Source organism: Sorangium sp. So ce119, assembly GCF_051524405.1.
GTDB classification, from domain to species: Bacteria; Myxococcota_A; Polyangia; order Polyangiales; family Polyangiaceae; genus Sorangium; species Sorangium cellulosum_G.
The window spans coordinates 835974-857950 of sequence record NZ_CP150311.1 but is presented as its reverse complement, the minus strand read 5'-3'; the positions used below and the strand labels follow the sequence as shown (position 1 = coordinate 857950).

At 74.1% G+C, this 21977-nt stretch carries 15 protein-coding genes; 6 read left to right on the top strand and 9 right to left on the bottom strand.

Going from position 1 to position 21977, the window contains the following annotated elements:
• The first annotated feature begins 96 nt into the window (after nucleotides 1-96).
• The 6 genes from WME76_RS47600 (at nucleotide 97) to WME76_RS47575 (ending at nucleotide 11362) form a co-directional block, all read left to right on the top strand.
• Complete coding sequence (locus WME76_RS47600; RefSeq protein ID WP_061616903.1) at nucleotides 97-1845, top strand: serine/threonine-protein kinase; 1749 nt, start codon at nucleotides 97-99, stop codon at nucleotides 1843-1845.
• A gap of 441 nt (nucleotides 1846-2286) precedes the next feature.
• Complete coding sequence (locus WME76_RS47595; RefSeq protein ID WP_437962853.1) at nucleotides 2287-4740, top strand: sodium-translocating pyrophosphatase; 2454 nt, start codon at nucleotides 2287-2289, stop codon at nucleotides 4738-4740.
• Between the two features lie 123 nt (nucleotides 4741-4863).
• Nucleotides 4864-5067: a hypothetical protein gene (locus WME76_RS47590; protein WP_437962852.1), complete on the top strand. Its 204-nt coding sequence runs from the start codon at nucleotides 4864-4866 to the stop codon at nucleotides 5065-5067.
• Between the two features lie 197 nt (nucleotides 5068-5264).
• On the top strand, nucleotides 5265-7661 hold the full coding sequence (locus WME76_RS47585) for an alkaline phosphatase PhoX (RefSeq protein WP_437962851.1): 2397 nt from the start codon (nucleotides 5265-5267) through the stop codon (nucleotides 7659-7661).
• 23 nt (nucleotides 7662-7684) lie between these two features.
• On the top strand, nucleotides 7685-9373 hold the full coding sequence (locus tag WME76_RS47580; RefSeq protein ID WP_437962850.1) for a hypothetical protein: 1689 nt from the start codon (nucleotides 7685-7687) through the stop codon (nucleotides 9371-9373).
• A 603-nt stretch (nucleotides 9374-9976) separates the two neighbouring features.
• Entirely contained in the window at nucleotides 9977-11362 is a 1386-nt protein-coding gene (locus tag WME76_RS47575) for an MATE family efflux transporter (RefSeq protein WP_437962849.1), read from the top strand.
• Nucleotides 11363-11371: 9 nt separating this feature from the next.
• Here the strand turns inward: WME76_RS47575 and panD are convergent, their stop codons facing one another.
• The 9 genes from panD to WME76_RS47530 form a co-directional block, all read right to left on the bottom strand.
• Nucleotides 11372-11827, bottom strand: a complete 456-nt coding sequence (gene panD / locus WME76_RS47570) for an aspartate 1-decarboxylase (protein ID WP_437962848.1) — start codon at nucleotides 11825-11827, stop codon at nucleotides 11372-11374.
• Between the two features lie 123 nt (nucleotides 11828-11950).
• Complete coding sequence (locus WME76_RS47565) at nucleotides 11951-13177, bottom strand: hypothetical protein (RefSeq protein ID WP_437962847.1); 1227 nt, start codon at nucleotides 13175-13177, stop codon at nucleotides 11951-11953.
• Between the two features lie 363 nt (nucleotides 13178-13540).
• A complete protein-coding gene (locus WME76_RS47560; RefSeq protein WP_437962846.1) occupies nucleotides 13541-14620 on the bottom strand; it encodes a metallophosphoesterase in 1080 nt (359 codons plus the stop codon).
• A gap of 101 nt (nucleotides 14621-14721) precedes the next feature.
• Nucleotides 14722-15267, bottom strand: coding sequence for a DUF1232 domain-containing protein (locus tag WME76_RS47555; RefSeq protein WP_437962845.1), 546 nt, complete (start codon nucleotides 15265-15267; stop codon nucleotides 14722-14724).
• A 102-nt stretch (nucleotides 15268-15369) separates the two neighbouring features.
• Nucleotides 15370-15546 (bottom strand): hypothetical protein, encoded by a 177-nt coding sequence (locus tag WME76_RS47550; RefSeq protein ID WP_437962844.1) that lies wholly within the window; start codon nucleotides 15544-15546, stop codon nucleotides 15370-15372.
• A complete protein-coding gene (locus tag WME76_RS47545) occupies nucleotides 15539-16642 on the bottom strand; it encodes a hypothetical protein (protein WP_437962843.1) in 1104 nt (367 codons plus the stop codon). Before WME76_RS47545 ends, WME76_RS47550 begins: the two co-directional genes overlap by 8 nt.
• 48 nt (nucleotides 16643-16690) lie before the next feature.
• Nucleotides 16691-17779, bottom strand: coding sequence for a dipeptidase (locus WME76_RS47540; RefSeq protein WP_437962842.1), 1089 nt, complete (start codon nucleotides 17777-17779; stop codon nucleotides 16691-16693).
• On the bottom strand, nucleotides 17776-19131 hold the full coding sequence (locus WME76_RS47535; protein WP_437962841.1) for a serine/threonine-protein kinase: 1356 nt from the start codon (nucleotides 19129-19131) through the stop codon (nucleotides 17776-17778). Before WME76_RS47535 ends, WME76_RS47540 begins: the two co-directional genes overlap by 4 nt.
• A gap of 123 nt (nucleotides 19132-19254) precedes the next feature.
• Nucleotides 19255-21948 carry a transglycosylase SLT domain-containing protein gene (locus tag WME76_RS47530; RefSeq protein WP_437962840.1) on the bottom strand — a complete coding sequence of 898 codons (2694 nt, stop codon included), beginning with the start codon at nucleotides 21946-21948 and terminating at the stop codon, nucleotides 19255-19257.
• Nucleotides 21949-21977 lie beyond the last annotated feature (29 nt).

Sequence of the window (21977 nt, the reverse complement as noted above, 5' to 3'; positions counted from 1 at the left end):
CCTTCAGCGAGCGATCCGACTCACCGCACAGCGCAATAAGGCCCCTTAGACAGGCGAAACGCACTTCGGGGAGCGCTGAGGAGAAACGAAGGCACCATGGAGCGCGCGATTCAGCGACCGGCAGGTCCCAAGGCTTCGAGCACCGATCCGTTGATCGGGAAGGTCGTGGCCGGCCGGTACCGGCTCGAGGCACGGCTTGGCGAAGGCGGCATGGGCGTCGTTTACCGCGCCCGTCACGTGCTGATCGACCGGGTCGTCGCCCTGAAGCTCATCCGGCCCGATCTCCGCGGAGAGACCCATCTCCGCGCGTGGATGCTGCGCGAGGCGCGCGCCGCAAACCGCGTTGATCACGCCCACATCATCGATATCCACGACATCGGCGAGACCGAGGAGGGCGAGCTCTACCTCGTCATGGAGTACCTCGTCGGCACGCCGCTCTCGGCGGAGCTCGCGCGAGGCCCGATGCCGATCGCGCGATCGGTGGACATCCTCGAGCAGATGTGCGCCGCGCTCGCGCGCGCCCACGACCTCGGCGTCGTGCACCGCGACCTGAAGAGCGACAACATCCTGCTCACCCACCGCGGCGGCCGGAAGGACTTCGTCAAGATCCTCGACTTCGGCCTCGCCGCCATCGCGCGCGACCCGCGCCTCGCCCCGAAGGGCGCGGTCTTCGGGACGCCCGAGTACATGTCGCCCGAGCAGGCCCGCGGCGAGGAGGCGACGGCGCAGTCCGACCTCTACGCGCTCGGCGTGCTCTTCTTCGAGATGCTCACCGGGCAGCTCCCCTTCCGCGCGAACGACCGCGACACGCTCCTCGAGATGCAGCGCACCCACGCGCCGCCGCGCCCCCGCTCGATCCGCCCCGACGCGCACGCGCAGGGCGAGGCGATCGTGCTGCGCCTGCTCGAGAAGGACATCCGCAAGCGCTACCGCGACGCCCACCACCTCCAGGAGGAGCTGAAGGCGCTCCAGCGCGGGCTGCCGGCCCACGCGTGGGAGGTCGAGGGGGGCGACGGCGTGCCGGTCCCGCCGCCGCCGCCGCCGCCGCAGAGCGCGGGCGTCATCGAGTGGGCGAGCCGCGCGGCCCTCTTCTCGCGCATGGTCTCCCGCGCCTACCCGTCCGGGCAGGTGCCGCAGGAGGTCCAGAACGGCCTCGCGCAGGCCTGGGACCTCGCCGCGCGCGCCAACAAGCTCGAGGGCGAGGTCGCGAGCCTCACCCGCAAGCTCGAGGCGCTCGAGCGCCGCGGCCGCGCGCTGCGCGCCGAGATCGGCCGCAAGGTCGAGGAGCTCGCGCACGAGGAGTCGCGCGTGATGCGCGAGGCGATGGCCGACGGCGAGGACGTCGAGAAGGTCCGCGTGGAGCTCGCCGCCGCCGAGAAGCTGGCGCTCTCCGCGCGCCAGCTCGCCGACGCGGCCGCCCGCCAGGGCAACCACGACCCGCTCGTCTACGAGCGCGCGGGCGCGGCCGGCGCCACCGCGCAGGCGAAGCGCGAGCAGCTCGGGCGCTACGAGCACAAGAAGAACGCGCGCGAGGCGAACGCGCGCGACCTCCGCCGCCAGATCGACGAGCTCCGCGCCCAGCTCGCCCGCTACGCCGAGGCCCTCGAGGAGGACCTCGCGCAGGGGCGCGAGCGCGTCGCCGCGCGCACGCGCGAGGGGCTCGCGTACGAGAAGTCGTTCAGCGAGGCGTCGAACCTGCTCTTGAGCCACCTCCGGAACAAACCGGAGTGTCGGGATCTCGTGGCGGAGCTCCTCACCTCGCACGCGAGCCCCAACGCCGACTCGGGCTCCGATCAGCGGCTGTCGGGCTCGGACCGGCGGCAGAACGCGACCGAGCGCAACTGAACGCGACGAGCGCAACGGAACACGACAATTCGTGAAGGAGCGCGGTAATGCGCGCTCCTCTCCGCTGCCTCACCCCACGCCACGATCCTACGTAATCTCCCTAAGTGATCTCCTGACGCAGCGGCGACGACAGGAACTCTCGTCGTGCGCGCGCGTCGCACCCTCTCGACGGCGTCTGCGACGCATGGTACCTAGCGCGCGCCTCGGCGGTCCCGGTCGAGGTGGAGGGGCGCGCTCGGCAGATCCGAGCACTCCGACACACCACCGGCCGCCGAGGGGCGAGGCTGTGCTGAAGCGTCGGCGTTAGAGCAAGAATCCATCCGGCAGCGCGCCGGTTTCCCTTCCCCTTTACGCAGGCGGCCAACCCCTCGGAACCACGAAGCAGCGGGCGGCGACGGCGCCTCCCTCTGCCTCGGCATTTGCGATGGAGGCACACCGTCCATGAACGTCATCCGGTCTCAAAAGGCCTGGCTCGCACCGCTGCTGGCCGGGCTCGCTGCGCTCGCCCTGCTGCTCAGCGGCGGGCTCGCCAGCGCCAGCGAATCTGATCTGGTCCTCCCCGACCTGAGCTCCCAGTCGTTCGGCGGCGTCGACGGCCGCACGCTCCTCCTGGGCGGCATCGGCGTCTGCGCCCTCGGGTTCGTGTTCGGGATCGTCATCTTCTCGCAGCTCAACAAGCTCCCGGTCCACCGCGCGATGCGGGAGATCTCGGAGCTCATCTACGAGACCTGCAAGACGTACCTCGTCACGCAGTTCAAGTTCATCCTGGTGCTCGAGGTCCTGATCGGCGCGGTCATGGTCCTCTACTTCGGCGTGCTGCGGCACATGGAGGCCACGAAGGTCGTGGTCATCCTGCTGAGCAGCCTGGTCGGCATCGCCGGCAGCTGCGGCGTCGCCTGGTTCGGCATGCGCATCAACACGTTCGCGAACTCGCGCGCCGCGTTCGCGAGCCTCAAGGGCAAGCCGTTCCCGACGTATGCCATCCCGCTCAAGGCGGGCATGAGCATCGGCGCGGTCCTCATCAGCACCGAGCTCATGCTCATGCTGATGATCCTGCTCTTCATCCCGGCCGACTACGCCGGCCCGTCCTTCATCGGCTTCGCCATCGGCGAGTCGCTCGGCGCCTCCGCGCTCCGCATCGCCGGCGGCATCTTCACGAAGATCGCCGACATCGGCTCCGATCTCATGAAGATCGTCTTCAACATCAAGGAAGACGACGCGCGCAACCCGGGCGTCATCGCCGACTGCACCGGCGACAACGCCGGCGACTCGGTCGGCCCGAGCGCCGACGGCTTCGAGACCTACGGCGTGACCGGCGTCGCGCTCATCTCGTTCATCCTCCTCGCCGTCCCCGACCAGGCCACCCAGGTCCAGCTCCTCGTCTGGATCTTCGTGATGCGCATCGTGATGGTCCTCGCGAGCATCGGCTCGTACCTGCTCAACGAGGCGATCGCGAAGGCGTCCTACGGCGACGCCGACAAGATGAACTTCGAGGCCCCCCTGACGCGCCTCGTCTGGCTGACCTCGATCGTGTCGGTCGCGCTCACCTACGCCGTCTCGGCGTTCATGATCCCGAACATCGGGGGCGACTCGTCGCTCTGGTGGAAGCTCTCCTCGATCATCACCTGCGGCACCCTGGCGGGCGCGATCATCCCGGAGATGATCAAGATCTTCACCTCGACCGAGTCGCGCCACGTCCGCGAGGTCGTGACCGCGTCGCGCGAGGGCGGCGCCTCGCTGAACGTGCTGTCGGGCCTGACGGCCGGCAACTTCAGCGCGTACTGGATGGGCATCGTCCTCGTCGTGCTGATGGGCACCTCGTACCTCATCGCGTCCCAGGGCCTCGAGCAGCTGATGATGGCGGAGAGCGTCTTCGCCTTCGGCCTCGTGGCGTTCGGCTTCCTCGGCATGGGCCCGGTGACCATCGCGGTCGACTCGTACGGCCCGGTGACCGACAACGCGCAGTCGGTCTACGAGCTCTCGCTCATCGAGAGCGTCCCCAACGTCGAGGCCGAGCTGAAGAAGGACTTCGGCTTCACGCCGAACTTCGACAAGGCCAAGCACTACCTCGAGGAGAACGACGGCGCGGGCAACACGTTCAAGGCGACGGCGAAGCCGGTGCTCATCGGGACGGCGGTCGTCGGCGCGACGACGCTCATCTTCTCGATCATCGTCGTGCTCACGAGGGGGCTGACGGCGAACGTGGACAAGCTCTCGCTGCTCCACCCGCCGTTCCTGCTCGGCCTCGTGACGGGCGGCGCGGTCATCTACTGGTTCACCGGCGCGTCGACCCAGGCGGTCTCCACGGGCGCTTACCGCGCGGTCGAGTTCATCAAGGCGAACATCCGCCTCGATGGCGTGGAGAAGGCCTCGATCGCGGACAGCAAGAAGGTCGTCGAGATCTGCACGCAGTACGCGCAGCGGGGGATGTTCAACATCTTCCTCGGCGTCTTCTTCTCGACGCTCGCCTTCGCCTGCCTCGAGCCGTTCTTCTTCATCGGCTACCTCATCAGCATCGCGCTCTTCGGGCTCTACCAGGCGATCTTCATGGCGAACGCCGGCGGCGCCTGGGACAACGCGAAGAAGCTCGTCGAGGTGGAGCTGAAGGAGAAGGGCACACCGCTCCACGCGGCGACGGTCGTCGGCGACACCGTGGGCGACCCCTTCAAGGACACCTCGTCCGTCGCGATGAACCCCATCATCAAGTTCACGACCCTGTTCGGCCTCCTCGCGGTCGAGCTGGCGATCGAGATCGACCGCACGACGAGCCTCGTGCTCGCGGCCATCTTCTTCGTGCTCTCGATGGTGTTCGTGTACCGCTCCTTCTACTCGATGCGCATCAAGTCGGGTGAGAAGGAGACCCCCGCCGCGGCCGGCGCCCGCGTCACGGCCTGATCCGGCCGTCCCTTCCGCCTCTCCTCCCTCACGCGCGTTGACGTCCCCCCGCCGCCGTCCGGTCCCTCGGCGGCGCGCGGGGAGGGCCTTGCACCCAGCGCGCTCGCACTATAGTGACCCCTCATGCGAGCGCTCTGCCCCTCCTGCGGCCTCCATCACGAGGTAGTCCGGGTCCTCGACGACGGACACGGTGAGCAGCGCAAGGACGTTTACCAGGTCGCGCCGCTCCAGGGCTGTGAGCGCACCTGGATCTCCGACAAGGAGCTGCTCGAGGCGCACGCGCGCTTCGATCAGGACGTCGTCGTGCCCGACGACGACGACGCGTAGCGCGGCGCCCCGCGTCGGTGCTGTCGCCCCCTGGGACTCCGTGATCTCGCCGTTCGGCAGAGCGCGCGTGAGCCGCGTGCGCGCCTCGCGCGCTCGTGACGCGCGCGACGTCTGACAAGAAGTCGTCGCGCTCGTCGCACCCGGGCGACATCATCGCCGGGCATCGTCTGCGGCCATTACCCGGCGGAGACGATGAGATGATGAAGAAGCAGTCCCTCAGGTCGGCGTTCCTTCTGGTGCTCGCGGGCGGCCTCGCCGCCCTCGGGAGCGGCTGTGGCGAGGAGGGGGCGCAGGGCGCGCCTGGCCAGGACGGCGTCCGAGGCCAGGACGGCGCGGACGGCGTCCAGGGCGCGGACGGCGCGCCCGGCGAGGACGGCGCGCCCGGCGAGGACGGCGCGCCCGGCGCCGACGGCGCGCCCGGCGCCGACGGTGCTGACGGCACGGACGGCGCGCCGGGCCAGGACGGGCAGCCCGGTCCGAAGGGCGATCCCGGCGAGGACGCGCCGCCGCGGACCAGCGCCGCGAGCCTCGCGGACTACGTGAAGGAGCGCGTGGAGCTGTTCGCCGCCGGCGCCTTGCCCGCGGGCGAGCAGTTCCCGCTCCACGCGGCCGCGACCGACACCATCCGGGCGCTCGCCGGCGTGCGCTCCGACGTGCTGGTGAGCTGGCTCGATCCGCTGACGTTCAGCACCGCGCCGGACGCGCCTCGCTTCGGCGCCAACAACGATTACATCGCCTTCTTCGGCCAGGGGTGGGACGCCACGGCGGGCAACGCGCCGCAGTGGAACGGCTCGGGCACCGCGGGCTGGCTCTGGGTGAACCACGAGTACGTCTCGGGGAAGAGCCCCACGGTCAGCTCCGCGCCGACCGGGCAGCACCTCCTGCTCGCCCGGCACCTGAGGGCGCTCGGCGTGCTCACGAACGACGTCGCGTCGAGCGTCTGGTCGCAGGAGGACGTCGACACGTACATCCGGTGGGAGAAGAAGCAGGTCGGCGGCTCGTGGCTCCGCGCCGTGCAGGACCCGTCGACCGGCGCGTGGTCCGTCGATCGGAGCGCGGCCGCGGTCCGCTACGACGCCACGAGCGCCACGCGGACCCGGGTCGCGGGGCAGGCGCTGCTCGGCCCGGGCAAGGACGACGCGACCGGCGAGGCGCTCCCCGGCGGGGTCGTCGCCGGCATCATGGGCGACTGCGCCGGCGGGCTGACGCCGTGGGGCACGGTGATCTCGGCCGAGGAGAACGTGCAGGACTACTTCGGCGATCTCGAGGCGAGCTGGTCGGGCGACCAGAAGTTCCTCACCGGCAGGGGCTTCGACCCGGGCGCCAACGTGAGCCCGGTCGTCGAGGCGAGCGCGACGGCGGAGTTCGGGCGCATGGCCGACCAGAACGGCCGGCAGCTCCGCGACCACTACGGGTACCTCGCCGAGATCGACCCGGGGCAGCCCGCGGGCGAGTTCGAGGGCGCGACGGCGCCCGGCGTGGGCCACATGAAGTTCGGCTTCATGGGCCGCGCCCGCTGGGAGGCCGCGACGTTCGCGGTCGACGGCGACTGGAAGCTCCTGCCGGACCAGCCGATCGTGATCTACGGCTCCGACGACCGCCGCGGCGGCCGCATCTACAAGTACGTCACCGCCGGCAAGTACACGGCCGGGATGGCGCGGGCCGAGATCCGCGCGCTGCTCGGGGCCGGCAAGCTCTACGCGGCGCACTTCGAGGGCCTCGACAACGCGACAGGCGACACCCTGCTCGCGACCGGCGCGGCCCCGACCGAGGCGGCCCCCGGCGTCGGCCGCTGGATCGAGCTCTCCGTGAGCAGCGCGGCGGTCGCGCCGAACGCGGCCGCGCTCGGGGCGGCGGCGACCACGGTCGGCGAGGCGCTGCGCGACGTGAGCTGGAACGGGATCGGCGGCTTCGCGACGGACGACGACGTCCGGCGCGCGCTGTTCACGGCGAGCAACAAGGTCGGGATCATGGAGCTGAACCGGCCCGAGGACATCGAGTGGAACCCGCGCGATCCGAGCGGCGCGCCGCGGATCTACGTCACGTTCACGAACCACACGCGGCCGACGGCGCTCGACCAGCGCGGCGTCCTCTTCGCGCCGGAGGTCCACGCGACGGCATCCCCGAAGCGCGCGGACGAGGTGGGCTCGATCTTCGCGCTGGAGGAGGAGGACCCCGCGGCGCCCGGCGCGTCGGCGACGTTCCGGTTCTTCGAGGTGTGGCACGGGTCGAAGGGGCAGGGCGACTTCGACGCGGCCTGCCCGGACAACCTGCTCCTCGATCGCGAGGGCGGCGTGTGGTTCGGGACCGACGGCAACTTCGGGACGAACCCGCACGCGGACGCGTTCTACTACCTCGATCTCGACCCCGCGCACCGCGAGGGCGCGTCGGGCGTGGTCGCGCCGAGCTTCGGGAAGGCGTTCCGCGTCGTGGCGATGCCGAGCGACGCGGAGGCGACTGGCCCGCAGTTCACCCCGGACATGGGCACGATCTTCATGTCCGTGCAGCACCCCGGCGAGGACGCCTACAGCGCCTGGCCCGCGGGCAATGACGCGCTGTCGAGCGTGATCGCGGTCAGCTTCCTTCCCGAGTGAGCCCCGTGCGACGCATGCGCTCGATGTGCCCGACGCGCCCCGCGCGCCCCCTCCGTGAGCGCCGCGAGGGCCTGCTGTCCGCGTCGCTGGCCCTGGCCGCGGCGTCGGCCGTCCTCGCCGCGGGATCGAGCTGCGGCGGGGACGCGTACGACCCGCTCGCGACCGCGGCCGCGCGCGCCGGGCGCCCGGGCAACCTCGAGGCGTCGATCCCGCCGATGTGTTACGCGAGCACGGCGGGCGGCGCGAACGGCTGCTGGACGTGCCACACGACCGGGTTCGGCCCGAACACGCTCGCGGATCACGATCTCCAGCGCGCGTACAGCTTCTCCGACGCGGCGCGGACGAACCCCTGGACCCACCTGCTCGAGGACCTCGCGGCGGCCGCCGCGCGGACGAGCGACGCCGAGATCCTCGAGTACATCCGGGAGGACAACTACGCGCCGCTGCGCGAGGCGCTGCGGGCGCTGTCGGAGCGCCGGGATTACCCGGGTTACGTGCCGGATCTCGACCTCGCGGCCGGCCTCGACGACGAGGGCTTCGCGGCCGACGGGAGCGGCTTCCGGGCGGTGCGGTACAAGCCGTTCCCGGGCAGCTTCTGGCCCACGAACGGCAGCGCCGGCGACGTGTTCATCCGGCTGCCGGCCGCGTTCCGCGAGGACGCGTCCGGCGCCCCGTCGCGCGAGGTCTACAAGCTGAACCTCGCGCTCCTCGAGGCGGCGATCGCGTCGCCGTCGCCGCTGCCCGGGGCCAGCCAGGCGGGGCCCGCGGGCGCCCCGGAGGGGCGGGAGGTCGAGCCGGTGAGCGAGGTCGTCGCCGGGGTCGATCTCGACGGCGACGGCGCGATCGAGGCCGCGGTCACGCGGATCCGGCGCCTGCCGGCGCGCTACGCGGGCGGCGCGGCCGGGGTGCCGGTGCGCGCGTGGATCTACCCGCGGGGGACGGAGCTCCTGCACTCGGTGCGCTACCTCGACCCCGACCGGCCATCGCTGCTCGCGGCGCGGATGAAGGAGCTGCGCTACGCGCGCAAGGTCGACGAGCCGGACGACTGGGCGATCTCGCGCGCGTACGAGCGCGAGGCCGAGGAGAAGGAGGAGGGCTTCCCGCCGCGCTACGCGGGCGCGCCCGAGGTCGGCCTGCGCAACGCGTTCGGCTGGCAGATCCAGGGGTTCATCGAGGACGAGCGGGGCCGGTTGCGGCTGCAGACCACGGAGGAGCACCGCGCGTGCATGGGGTGTCACAGCGCGGTCGGCGTCACGGTGGACCACACCTTCTCGCTGGCGCGCAAGGTGCCCGGCGCGGCCGGCTGGCGGCACCAGGATCTGCGCGGCATGCCCGACGCGCCGCAGGCCGGCCACGCGGAGCCGGAGGTGCTGACGTACCTGCGCCGCGCCGGCGGGGCCGACGACTACCGCGGGAATGCGGAGATGCTCGCGCGCTTCTTCCCCGGCGGCGCGCTCGACGAGGCCGAGGTTCGCCGCGGCGCCCCCGGCGGCGATCGCGACCTGGCGTACCTCGTGGCGCCGTCGCGCGAGCGGGCGCTCCTGCTCGACAAGGCCTACCGCGCTCTGGTCCGGGCGCAGCGCTTCGAGGCGGGGCGCGACGTCATGCTGGGGCCCGCGACGGGGATCCTGCGCGTCGTGGACGGGGAGTCGACGGGCCTCGGCGAGGCGCAGAGGGTGTATCTGGACGGGAGGGTTCACCTTGCCTGGTGAGGGTTGGGGGGCTTGAGGAGAGTCGAGGGCGTTTCTTCTCGTGTCGCCTTGGCGCCGTGTGAGCCTGCATCCCTCCCGGTCCCCCGGTCCCCCGGTCCCCCGGTCCCCCGTCTCCCGTCTCCCGTCTCCCGTCTCCCCCTTCCCTCTTCCGTCTGGCCTCTTCGTGCGCGTGCGCGTGCGCGTGCGCGCTCCGATTCGTCCTGTTCGCCCCGGCGATTTCACTTTCCTCCCAGCGGTAAGGCCTTCCACCAATTCGAGAGGATGGTCCTTCTCGATGATGTCGCGCACGCGCACGCGCACGCGCACGCGCACGAAGAGGCCAGACGAAAGACGAAAGACGGCAGAGGGGAGACGAAAGACGGCAGAGGGGAGACGGAGGCCGGCAGAGGGGAGACGGAGCGCGGAGGCCGGTAGAGGTGGTCGCGAGCGCTTACATGTTGCCTCTCTCCCTCTCCCTCTCCCCGCTTTTTCTCATCCAATCCGCGTTAAGTCATCAGAATAATTGATCTTTCCCCTCCGCAGCGTTCTCCCAATCCGCCGCAGCGCAAGCGCGCTCGCCCCCGCGCGCTATGGTGCCGCCCCCTTTCCAGTTCCGGTCTCCCTGTGAACGTCGCCCCCGCCCCTCTCGCCGCCGACAGCGCGCGGTCCGAGCTGCGCGCCCTCGCGCGCCTCGCGCTGCCGATCGCGGTCGCGCAGGCGGGGCTCGTCTCGATGACCCTCGTCGACGTCGCGATCGTGGGGCGCGTCTCGGTCGACGAGCTCGCCGCCTGCGCCATGGGCAGGACGCTCGTCCACACCTGCAACGCGCTCGGGATCGGCATCTCCGCCGCGGTCGATCCGCTCGCATCGCAGGCGATCGGCGCCGGGCGACCCGGGCAGGCGTGGGCGGCGCTGCGCGCGACCCTGCGCGCCAGCGTGCTCGTCAGCGTCATCGCGTTCGCTGCGGCGCTCGCGGCGACCTTCGCGCTCGCGCCCATCGGGGTCGACCCCGCGCTGGTCCCCGGCGTGCGCCGGTACATCCTCGGCCACGCGCTGTGGATCTTCCTCTGGCCCGTCTTCCTCGCCAGCAAGAGCTTCCTCCAGGCGCACGGCGCCACGCGGCCCGCGCTGATCGCCGTGATCGTGGCGAACGCCGTCAACCTCGTCGCCTGCAACCTCATGGTCCGCGGCGACGAGGTCCTGCGCTGGGTCGGCCTCCCGCCGCTCGGCCTGCCGCAGCTCGGCGCCCTCGGCGCGGGGCTCGCCGCGAGCCTGGCCAGCGCGGTGCTCTCGTCGATCGTGCTCTGGTCCGCGCGGCGCCGGCGCGGCGCCTCCCAGGACGACGCGGGCGCGGTGCCGGTCGCGGCGGTCTACCGGCTCGGCGTCCCGATCGGCCTGCAGCTCCTCGCCGAGATCGGCGTGTTCGGCATGACGGCGCTGCTCGCGGGGCGGCTCGGCGCCACCGTCGTCTCGGCGCACCAGGTCGCGATCGGGCTCGCCGCCTTCGCGTTCATGGGCGCGATCGGCGTCGGCGGCGCCACCGCCGTCCGCGTCGGGCACGCCGTCGGCGCGGGCCGGTCGCCGCTGCGCCCCGGCCTGCTGGGCGTCCTGCTCGGCGCGGGCATCATGTGCGTGAGCGCCTCGACGTACGCCGCGTTCCCCCGCGCCCTCATCGGCGCGTTCACCCCCGACGCGGAGGTCCTCGCCATCGGCGTCCCGCTGCTCCGCATCGCCGCGCTCTTCCAGATATTCGACGGCATCCAGGCGGTCGCCGCCGGCGCGCTGCGCGGCGCGGGCGACGTGCGGTTCCCGTTCTGGGCCAACCTCGGCGCCCACTGGGCCTTCGGCCTGCCGCTCTCGATCGGGCTCGCCTTCGGGCTCGACCTCGGCGTCCGCGGCCTCTGGTTCGGGCTGACCGCGGGGCTCATGGCCGTCGCGGCGGTGCTCACGGCGCGCTTCCTCCGGCTGGCCCGCGCGCCGGTGGCGCGGGCGCTGCCGCGCTCCGGGTGAGGCGCGCGATCAGTTCGACGCGCGCGGCGCCGGCGCCTCGGGCGCGGCGCCGGCGCGGGGCGAGCCCTCGAGCGGCCTCCCCGGCGCGAGCGGCCCCGGCGTCTCGGGCGGCTGCTCGGCGAGCGGCCGGTTCTGCCCGTCGACGCGGAGCACGCGCGGCACGTGCCGCCGCGCCTCGGCGTCGTCCATGTCCGCGAACGTCGCGATGATCACGAGGTCGCCGGGCTGGTTCAGGTGCGCCGCGGCGCCGTTGATGCAGACCACGCCGGAGCCGCGCGCCCCCTCGAGCGCGTAGGTCGTCAGCCGGGAGCCGCGCGTCACGTTCCAGATGTCGACCGCCTCGTAGGGCAGGATGTCGGCGGCCTCCAGGAGGTCGGCGTCGATCGTGACGCTGCCCTCGTAGTGCAGATCCGCGTGGGTCACGGTCGCGCGGTGGATCTTGCTCTTGAACATCCGTCGGTTCATGCGTGCTGCCCTCTGCCCCCGCTCCGGCGGCGCCGCGCGCCCTCGGGCGGGCGCCGGTGGAACGCCCGACGCGCGCCTCGCTCGCCGCAGGAAGAACAGCTTTCCTCTTAGTCCAAGTGGCCGTCAGTCAAGGAACAATCGCTGCCGGAGGAGCCGGCCTCCCGCCAGGTGGACGGCGCGCTCGTCGGGCAGCGCTCCTTCGTCGTCCGCGTCGTCCGCGTCGTCCGCGTCGTCCGCGTCGTCCGGCAGCGAGCCCGGCTGGCCGATCACGAAGACGACCTCCCACGCGCCCGCCGCGACGTCCTTGAAGAGCGCCTCGCGCGTGCCCGAGATGCTCGCGCCGCCGCGCTCGTCCAGATCGATCGCCACGGGCCACGGGCGCGCGCTCCCGCCCTGCACCAGGAACGCCTTCACCTCGACCGGCGCGTGCACGCGGCCGCCGGGCGCCAGCGCGATCGTGAGCCGGGCGCCTCGGCCGACGTGGGCGACGTGGGCGACGTCGGCCGAGGCGCCCGGCTCACGATCGGCCTGCAGCGGGACGTCGCCGAGCGTCGTCGCGAGCGAGTACCGGGGGAGCGGCGCTGCGCCCGGCGCGAACGGCGCCGGCCGCAGCGCGAGCAGCGATACGAGCGCCGCCGCCGCGACCCAGCCGACCGCGCCCGCGACCGACCGCGCCCGCGACCGCCGCGCGGTCCGCCGCTCGACGCGCAGCTCGGGGCACAGCGGGCGCTCGCGCGGCGCCAGCACGACGGCGCGCGGCGCCAGGACGACGGCATCCGCTCCGTCCAGCGCGCACGCGGCGGCCGGTCCCGGCGCCGCGCTCGAACATGCGCCGCGCGGGGGCTCCAGCGCGCCGGGCGGCTCCGACGCGCCGGGCGGCTCCGACGCGCCGGGCGGCTCCGATTCGCCGCCGATCGTACGGCACACCGGCGCGTCCGAGTTGAGCGGCGAGCTCGTGCCGCTGAGCGAGTCGGCGTCGGCGCCGAGCTGCGGCGGCTCGACGACATCGTCCGGCTCCTCCGCCTCGCTGTCCCACTCGTGGGGGCCCCGGATGCGGATCCCCGATTTCCGGTCGACGATCGGGCTCGACAGCGGCGCGGGCGCGTCGCCGCGCGGCTCCCGGAGCTGCGCGACGAGCTGGTCGGCGAGCCGGGCGCGCGTCTCGTCGTCGAGGGGCACCCGGGCCTCGCGCTCCGCCCCTTCCTCGCCCGGGCGCGCCGCGGCGCCGCCCTCGGCGCCCTGCTCGCCGCCCGGGAGCGCGTCGTCGGCGAGCTTGCGCCTGCGCGGATCCTTCCCCGGATCCTGCTGCGCGATGCGCGTCAGGGCGCGCAACAGCTCATCGTCGTCCATCAGCGGCTCTCCGTGTCGGGCCACGCTGCGCCGCGCCCGAGCTGCCGACGTCGGGGCAGCGGAGGAGGTGGGAACCAGGGAGCCAGGAGGGGGAGGAGTCGCTCACCGAGCTCCAGGGCGGGGTCCCGTACGCCCCGATTCGCCTCGTGGATCAGCGCGAGCGGTAGCTCAGGCATCTGATTCCCTTCCCCTGCGGCTTGAAACGCCCCAGTTTGCCAACGACGTTATCCGGTCCGCTCGGCGCCCGTCAATGGACCCGAGGCGCGCCGGGGCGGCGCGCGCTCGTGTCGCTCATGTACGTATTCCGCTGGCCGACGCGTTTCACGTGTCACGTGTCCGGTGTCGAATCATTGTGTTCGTGGCTCACTTTTTCTCGCCACCGCCAGCGCTTCTCTTCTTCTCGCCCTTGTCGCCGGTCGCGTCGCTTGTGTCGCCCGTCAAGATGCGCACCGTGTCACCGGCAATCTCCAGCGCTGCTGGCTTCCCGCCGTAGTGCGAGGCCATGCCGACGTCGATCCGCCAGACCTTGTCCCCGCAGGCCGAGGTGATGCCGTTCCGCTGGACGGTGTGGCCCACGACCATGCGCTTCGCGGACATCGCGGCGAGCGTCTTGTCGAGCGCCGCGCAGGGGCTCGATCCCGGGGTGGGGGGCGGGTCGCTCGAGTAGAGGCGCGCCCACACCGGGCTGTCCTCGGCGACGACGACGGCCGGCGGCGAGGCCTTGCCCTCCATCCACGCGCGCACCTCTCGGTTGATCCTCCCCACGCCGTAGCGCGTGTGCGACGGGAGCACACCGCCGTGCGCGAAGACCGTGTCGCCGACCGTGATGATCACGTCGCGCGCCGCGAGCTTCTTCGCGTAGGGGCCGCCGGGCACGAACGCGGCGGCGCGGGCCCGCGCGGGCGGCGGCACCGGGGCGAGCCGGGAGGCTGCGGCGTCGAGCCCGGGCGCGTCCTCGAAGTCCTTGAAGCCGCCCTCGGTGACGTAGCGGAAATCGAGCTGGACGTTCATGATCTCGTGGTTGCCGTTCAAGGCGTAGACCGCGCCGCCGGCCGCGCGCGCCTCCTCGGCGAGGCGGTCGAAGAGGTCCACGATCGCCTGCTCGCCGTCGCCGCGGTCGAGCTCGTCGCCCGTCTGGACGAGCACGAGCTTCCCGCCGATCCAGCGATCCGAGCCGTCGATCGCGCCCGCGATCCGGAGGGCCGCGCGCGTGGCCGCGATGTCGCCGTGCACGTCGCCGATGGCCACCACGCGCTCGGCGGCGGGGCGGGCATAGGAGCGATCGGCGTCGGGCGGCGGCGCGGGATCGGCGCCGGCGGAGGCCGGGGCGGGCGTCGAGGCGGCGGGGGCGGGTCGCTGCGCCGGCGAGGCCGGGCGCTCGGCGTCGCAGGCCGCGGCGAGCAGCGCGGCGAGCAGCGCGGAGAGGCGGGGGGCGGCTGACATCGGACGCGGTCCTCCGGGGTGGTTGCGCTTGGTGTACACCGCGGGCGGCGCCCGCGCCGCGCCGTGCGGCGGGGCGCCGTCGCGCGATCGGACGGGGAGGTTCAGGCCGGGAGCTTGGCCGAGAGGAAGGATTTCAGCTTGATCAGGTTCTTCGCGTCGCGGCTGAAGGTCGGGGCGGTGTAGCTCGACGCCCAGCCGGTGATCTCGTGCAGGAACGACGTGCGGACCTGCTCGTCGGCCAGGATGTCGTCGACGGTGCGGCCGCGCGCGGCGCCCTTCTCCAGCGAGCGCACGTAGCTCTTGAGCCGGGCGTTGTCGGCGCCGAGCAGCTCCGCGATGAGCTCCGCGTCGCGGGCGAGCCGCGCGACGGTCGGCGCATGGTCGCGCAGCTCCGGGCTCTCCGCCGCCGCGAACGACGCGGCGACGCGCAGCACGAAGGCGTCGTCGAGGAAGCCGAGGTCCTCGATGCCGTCCGGGATGAGGTCGAGCGACTTGAAGAGGTAGTTGAGGCCGCCCGCCAGCGAGCGGCGCGCGGGCTCCGGGATGTCCGGCGAGGCGAGCAGGCCCGCCAGGTCGGCGGCGTCGGCGGCGAGGCTGCGCAGCCACTCGGGGAACGTATCGAGACAGCGGTCGTCGAGGTCGGTCATGGGATCCTCCCGGCGGGAGCGGGAGGGTAGTCCGACCGGCGCGGCGCCGTCCACGCCGTCGATGCAAACGACGGCGGGCGCGGCGGCGCCGGAACCGGATCTTCACCGGCGGGCCCGCAGCTCGGACAGGAGCTCCTCCGCGTCGATGCCTCCCCCCGTTCGCAGCTCGGCGAGCCCCGCCGCCAAGGCCGCGTGCAGCTCGGCGCGCTCCTCGTCGTCGAGCTCGTCGCCGGGATCGGCCACGACCCGCTCGATCACCGTGCCCCTGCCGCTACCCACCGGTCGCCCCGACGCGCCCCGTGACGCTCGCGCTGGCGCGGACGCTCACCTGGATCCGCACCGAGGCGCTCGTCGACGCCTCGGCCGCCCCGGCGACGCACGCGAGCGCGCGCGCGCCCGCGTCGCCCACGATCCGCGGCAGCGCGGCGCCGACCTGGACCACCGTCTGGGCGTCGCCGAGGAGCCTCCGGCCGAGCGCCACCTCGGCGTGCAGCAGCGCCGGCAGGTTGGCCTGCAGCGTCGCCGCGAGCCGCGCGGCGATCTCGGCGCCCTGCGACGGGCGCACCTGCACGAGCGCCGGCGTGCAGGCCGCGTAGACGTCCGCGTGCGCGCGGCAGCTCGCCTCGCACTCGGCGTCGGCGCTCGGGGGCCGCACCATCCCCGCGCACTGCGGCGCCTGCCAGGTGCCCTCGCAGCGCGCGTGGCAGGTCGCGTCGCAGCCGCCGTCGCACTCGCCGTTGCAGTACCCCACGCAGCGCCCCTGCGCGTCGTACGCCGAGCACTGCCCGCGGCACTGCCCGGCGCAGCGCCCCTCGCACCGCCCCGCGCAGCGGCCCTGGCAGTAGCCCGAGAGCCGCGCGGGCTCGCACTGCGCCACGATCTGCCCCGGATCGAGCTGCACGTCGCACGCGCCGCTGCAGCGCGCCCCGGCCTGGGCGTTCGCCTGGCACGCCGGCGGCGTCACCGCGACCTGCACGCCGGCGCCCTGGCGCAGGATGGCGTCGATCGCCGCCGCGACCGGGTCGCAGGCGCCGCTCGCCTGGCCCCCCGCCTCGTCGCGCGGCGCCATCTGCGCGGGGTGGATCCCGAGGTCCGCGCCCATCCGGCGGCAGGCGTCGGCCACCTGCGCCTCGATCGCCGCGGACACGTCGGCCATGTCCTTCGCGGCCTGCACGAACGTCCTCACCTTCGCGTTCGCCCGCGCGTCCGCGGAGAACTGGGCGCCGAGGACGTCGCCCGGCCCGCGCAGCTCGGGGCAGACGGCCTCGCCCACGCCCTCCAGGTGACCGAGCTCCGCGCAGCTCAGGCCTGCGGCGGACGCGACGACCGCGAGGGCGGCGAGCCCCCGCACCGACCGGGCGACATGCGTGCGCATGCGGGCCCTTACCACGACCGCCCCGGCGGCGCGCGGCGGTCGCGAGGCCTACCCGCCCGCGCCGCCGCCCGCGCTCCCGCCCGCCGGCCGCCAGCCGAGGATGCGCAGCGCGTTCCGCGAGAAGACCTTCTCCACGTCGTCCCGCGACATCCCCCGCTGCCGGAGCCGCGCGGCCAGGGCCGGCAGCGCGGACGCGTCGCCGAGCCCCTTCGGCGCGATGATCCCTCCGTCGAAGTCCGAGCCGATCGCGACGTGATCGACGCCGGCCACCCGGACCATGTGGTCGACCTGGGCGATCACGTCGTCGAGGTCGGCCTCGCTCGCGCCGTTCACGAACGGGGCGTGGAAGTTGAGCCCCGCGACCCCGCCGCTCCGCCCGATGAGCCGGAGCTGCTCGTCGGTCAGGTTGCGCGGCCGGTTCGCGATCGCGCGCGCGTTCGAGTGCGTCGCGACGATCGGCGCGCCGTGCGCCGCGGCGATCGGGACGAGATCCGCGAACGCGGCGTCCGAGATGTGCGAGACGTCGATGAGCGCGCCCTGGGCGTACACGCGCTCGCAGAACCGCTTGCCGAGCTCGGTGAGCCCGAACGCCGCCGGCTCGCCGGTCGCCGACGACGAGAGCCGCGTGTTCTGCGCGTGGTTCGGGCTGATGAGCCGCACGCCGCGCGCGATGAAGCGGTCGATCTGCGCGATGTCCGCCGCGAACGCGCCGGCCCCCTCGATCGAGAGGAAGGTGCTGATCTTCCCCGGCTCGGCCCGCGCCGCGCCGAGCGGGAGGAGCACCGGGTTCGCGGCGATGATCGCCTCGATCGTCGCGAGGATCGCGCCGGCGTCCTCGATCTGCGGGCCCTCGGGCCGCGCGCGGTCAGGCAGGTAGATCGGCAGGACGATGCCGAGGTAGTTGCCCGCGACGAGCGTGTCCCTGCGGGCGTGGCCCTCGTCGAGGCGCGCGGCGCGCCCCTTGAAGTGGACCTGCCAGGGCACGTCGACGTGCAGATCGACCACGTGCACGGGCGGCTCGCGCGCGCCGCCGCCGCGCGCGCCGCCCGGGTCGCCGCGCAGGCTCCGCGGGGCGCCCAGGGCGCCGGCGGCGCACGTGACCGCGAGCAGCGCGCGGACGCGGCCCGCGGCGCTCATCCGCTCACCAGCACGCCGATCGCGAAGCCGACGGCGAGGCACACGAGGCCGATGACCCCCACGAGCCACCAGGGCGCGCCCTCGGAGGCCGCGGCCTCGGAGGGGAGGGGGACCTCCACGACCCGCACGTCGTAGTGGCCGCCCGCGAGCGTCGGCACGCCCGTGGGCCGCTGCGCGCTGATGTACGTCGACCCGGCGGCCACCGGGGCCACGGGAGGAGGCGCCGCGGGGAACGTCGCCGTCGGCGCGATCGACGGGGTCGCCTGCGTCGGCGGCGTGGTCCCGCGCGGCGGGGGCACCGTCGGGGGCCGCGGCGCGACATGCATGCTCGCCGTCGCGCCCTGGGCCGGCTGCGGCGTGTGCGGCTGCGGCGTGTGCGGCTGCGGTGGATGATGCGGCGGCGGCGGCAGCGAGGGCAGGTGGTGCGGCGGGGGCGACGCCTGCGGCTCGGACCACGCGCCGGGCATCGCGACGCCGGTGCGGTGCGCGATGGCGCCGAGCGTCTGCGCCATCTCCTCGGCCGTCTGGAAGCGCCCGTTCATGTCCTTGGAGAGGGCGCGCTGGAAGAACAGGCTCCAGGCCGCGAGGTGCGGCGCGACCTGCTCGATCGGGCGCACCTCCTTCGCGAGCACGGCGGTGAGCCGCGCGAACTCGTTCTCGGCGGGGAACGGCTGCGTCGCCGTGAGCATCTCGTAGAAGATCACGCCCACGCTCCAGAGATCGGTGCGCGCGTCGACGCCCTGCGCGTTCTTGATCTGCTCGGGGCTCATGTAGCCGGGCGTCCCGAGGAGCGTGCCCGCGCGGGTCTTCAGGCCCATGCCGCCGGCCGCGTCCATCACCTTCGCGATGCCGAAGTCGAGCACCTTGACGCGGAAGCCGCCGCGCGGGTCGCGCACGAGGAACAGGTTCTCCGGCTTCAGATCGCGGTGGATCACCTTGTGGCCGTGCGCCGCCATCAGCGCCTGGAGCACCTCGTGGATGATCGGCACGGCCTGCTGCGGGGGGATGGGGTTGCCCGCGCTGATGTACGCGGAGAGCGGCACGCCCTGCAGGAGCTCCATCACGAGGTACGGCGTGCCGTCCTCGGCCCGCGCCGCCTCGAAGACCGAGGCGATGTTCTGGTGGACGAAGCCCTTCGTCGCCTCGGCCTCGGCGAAGAAGCGGTGCAGGACCTGCTCGTCCTGCGTGAACTCCGGGTGCAGCACCTTGATCGCGCGCTTGCCCTCGCCGCGCAGGCCGTCGGCCTCGTAGACCGCGCCCATGCCCCCCTCGCCGAGGAGGCGCACGATCCGGAAGCGCCCGTTCAGAACGGCGCCCACGAGCTGATGGGAGGGGCTCGAGGGGTCGACCACGCGGGGACTGTACCAAAGCTCCCGCGTGGCCCGCTCGCCGAAACCTCGGCGCCGGGCGCGCGAGCAAGCTGTTGACGTGGGCGCGCGTCCACCATCCACGCGCGTCGACGTCGAGCGCGCGCGTCAGGGCGCGGCGTTCGCGACCGCCGAGCGCGCCGCCGGGCTCGCCGGCAGCGGCGTGCGCAGCGCCTCACCCGGCTGCGCGCCGCCGTAGAGGAGCTCGTAGACGGCGAGGCTCGTCATCACGCGCTTCGTGTAGAGCCGGGTCTCCTCGTACGGGATGCGCTCGACCCACAGGTCGAAGCTCTGCGAGGGGCGCTCCGCGATCCACCGCTTCGGCGCGCCGCCGCCCGCGTTGTAGGCGGGGATGGCGAGCAGCGGGTTGTCCGAGAACTGGCCGCGCAGCACCGAGAGGTAGCGGCAGCCGAGCGCGACGTTGATCTCGGGGCGCTTCAGCGCCTCGGCGCTCCACGGCAGCCCGAGCGGCTTGGCCATGCGCTTCGCGGTCGGCACGATGAGCTGCATCAGCCCGTACGCGTCCGCGTGCGACGCCACCTTCGGGTCGAAGGCCGACTCCTCGCGCATGATCGCGTAGGCGAGGGCCTCGGGGATACCGCTGCGCTTCGTCTCCGCGGCGACGACATCGGCGAACGGGCGCGGGTACGCGAGCTCCCAGGCGGCGCGCCAGCGCCCGACCGGGTAGTGGTCGACCCACTCGACGTTTCCCGCGATCTCGGCGCGGCCGTCGCCCGGCGCGGCCATCGCGGTGCGCAGGATGCTGTACGACTGCGGCAGCGCGCCCGCGCGCGCGAGCAGGAACGCCGAGGCCCACATCACCTCGCGCGGCGCCGTGCGGCTGCCGACGCCGAGCAGGTCGAGCTCGCGCCGCGCGAGCCGCGCCTCGCCCTGGCGCGCGAGCTCGACCGCGCGCGTGAACGCGGGCTGCGCGAACGCGGGGCTCCGCAGCTCGGTGTAGGGCGCGCTCGCGTCGCGATCCATGGCCGCGGCGAGGGCGCGCTGGGCGGCCGCGGGGTCGATCTCGGCGAGCCGGGCGTGGGCGAGCGCCATGTAGAACGACAGCGGGTAGTCGCGGATCACCTGCTCGAGCAGCGCCTTGCCCTTGTCGGGCGAGCCGGTCTCGATGTGGGCGCGGCCGAGGTAGTACGGGAGCCTGCCGGCGGCCTGGTACGCGCGCTCGTGCGGGAAGCGCGCGAGCGCGCGCTCGAGCGGCCGGACCGCACCAGCCCAGCCGCCGCGCTCCATCTCGAAGAGCGCGAGCTCGAACAGCCCGTCGGCGACCATGTCGCCCGACGGGAAGTCGTCGGGCATGGCGGTGAGCATCTGCACGAACTGCGCCTGGTCCCCGAGCGCGAGCAGCGCCCGCGCCCCGAGGTAGCGCGCGTCGTCCGCGAGCCGGTGATCCGGGTACTCCTTCTCGAGCAGCGCGAAGCGCGCGGCCGCCTCCGCGTGCCGGTCGACGCGGAGCGAGGCGCGCCCGGCGTTGTAGAGCGCCTCGGGTCGCCGCGGGGCGGGCGCGCCCGCGCCGGCGGCGCCGCCGCTCACCGCGGGCGCCGCGGGCGCGACGGCGACAGCCGTCGCAGCCCCGGCCAGCGCGGCTGCCGTCGCGGGCGCGGCCCCGGCCGGCGCGGCGGCTCCGGCCGTCACGGGCGCGGCCCCGACCGGCGCGGTCGCCGCGGCCGGCGTGGCGCCGGCAGGCGCGGCCGGCCCGCAGCGCTCGATCGCGGTGCCGTACACATCGGCGGCCTCGGGCCTCCGCCGGAGGCGCCCGAGCGCCTCGCCGCGCGCGGCGAACGCGTCGCAGGCGAAGGGCGAGGGCGCCTGCGCCTCGGGCAGCGCGACCAGCGCGTCGGCGACGGCGAGCGCTTCCTTGTCTTGCCGCGACGCGAGCAGGGCGCGCGCGCGGGCGAGCAGGTCGGCGGGGCCGGGGTCGAGGAACGGCTTGCGCCGCGCGAACGGCAGCGTCGACAGGGCCTGCTCCTGGATCTCCTTCGCCTCGCCCGCGCCCGCGCCGCCCGGCGCCTCGTCGATGACGCGCCGGGCGATCCGGAGCGCCTCCTCCGCGCGCTGCTCGCCGGGGTGGCGGAGCAGCGCGCGGGCGAAGCGGAGCGCCTCGGGCACCCACGTCGACGCGGGCCAGCTCCGGCCGAGGTACGCGTGCCAGTGCGCGGCCGCGCCCTCGATGTCCCCCTTGTCGGCGAGCGCGCCCGCGATGATGCGATCGATCTCGTCGGCGATCGCGACGTCCGACGCGACGGCGCGCGCGCGCTCGAGCGCCGCGTCGGGCTGACCCATCTTCGCGAGGAGGTCGGCCGCCGCGAACCGCGCGTGGTCGGCGAGCGGCCCTCCGGCGGCCGCGGCCGCGTCGTACTCCCGCGCGGCGCCGGCCGGGTCGCCCGCGAGCGCGCGCAGCCGCGCGAGCTGGTAGCGGAGCGACGCCGCGTCCGCGGGCGGCAGGGGTGTGGCGAGCGCCTGCGCCAGCGCGGCGGCCGCGCTGGCGTACGCCTCCTGCTCGACGAGCTTCTGCACCGGCGCGAGCCGCGGGTCGCCCAGCACGGGGGTGAGGCGCTCCGGATCGAACACCGGGGCCTCGCCCGCCGCGCCCGGCACGACCGGCCCCGCCGATGCTGCGGGCGGCGAGCCCGTCGGCTGCGGGGCGGCGGGGCAGAGCGGCGGGCAGGTCGCGCCGCGCTGCGCGGCGGGCGTGCCGGCGCAGGAGGCGCCGAGCGCGGCGGTCAGCGCGAGCGCGGCGGCCAGCGCGAGCGCCGCGGCCCCGGAGCGGGCATCCAGCCTGGGCATGCCCGCACCATACTCCGGATCGCGCGCTC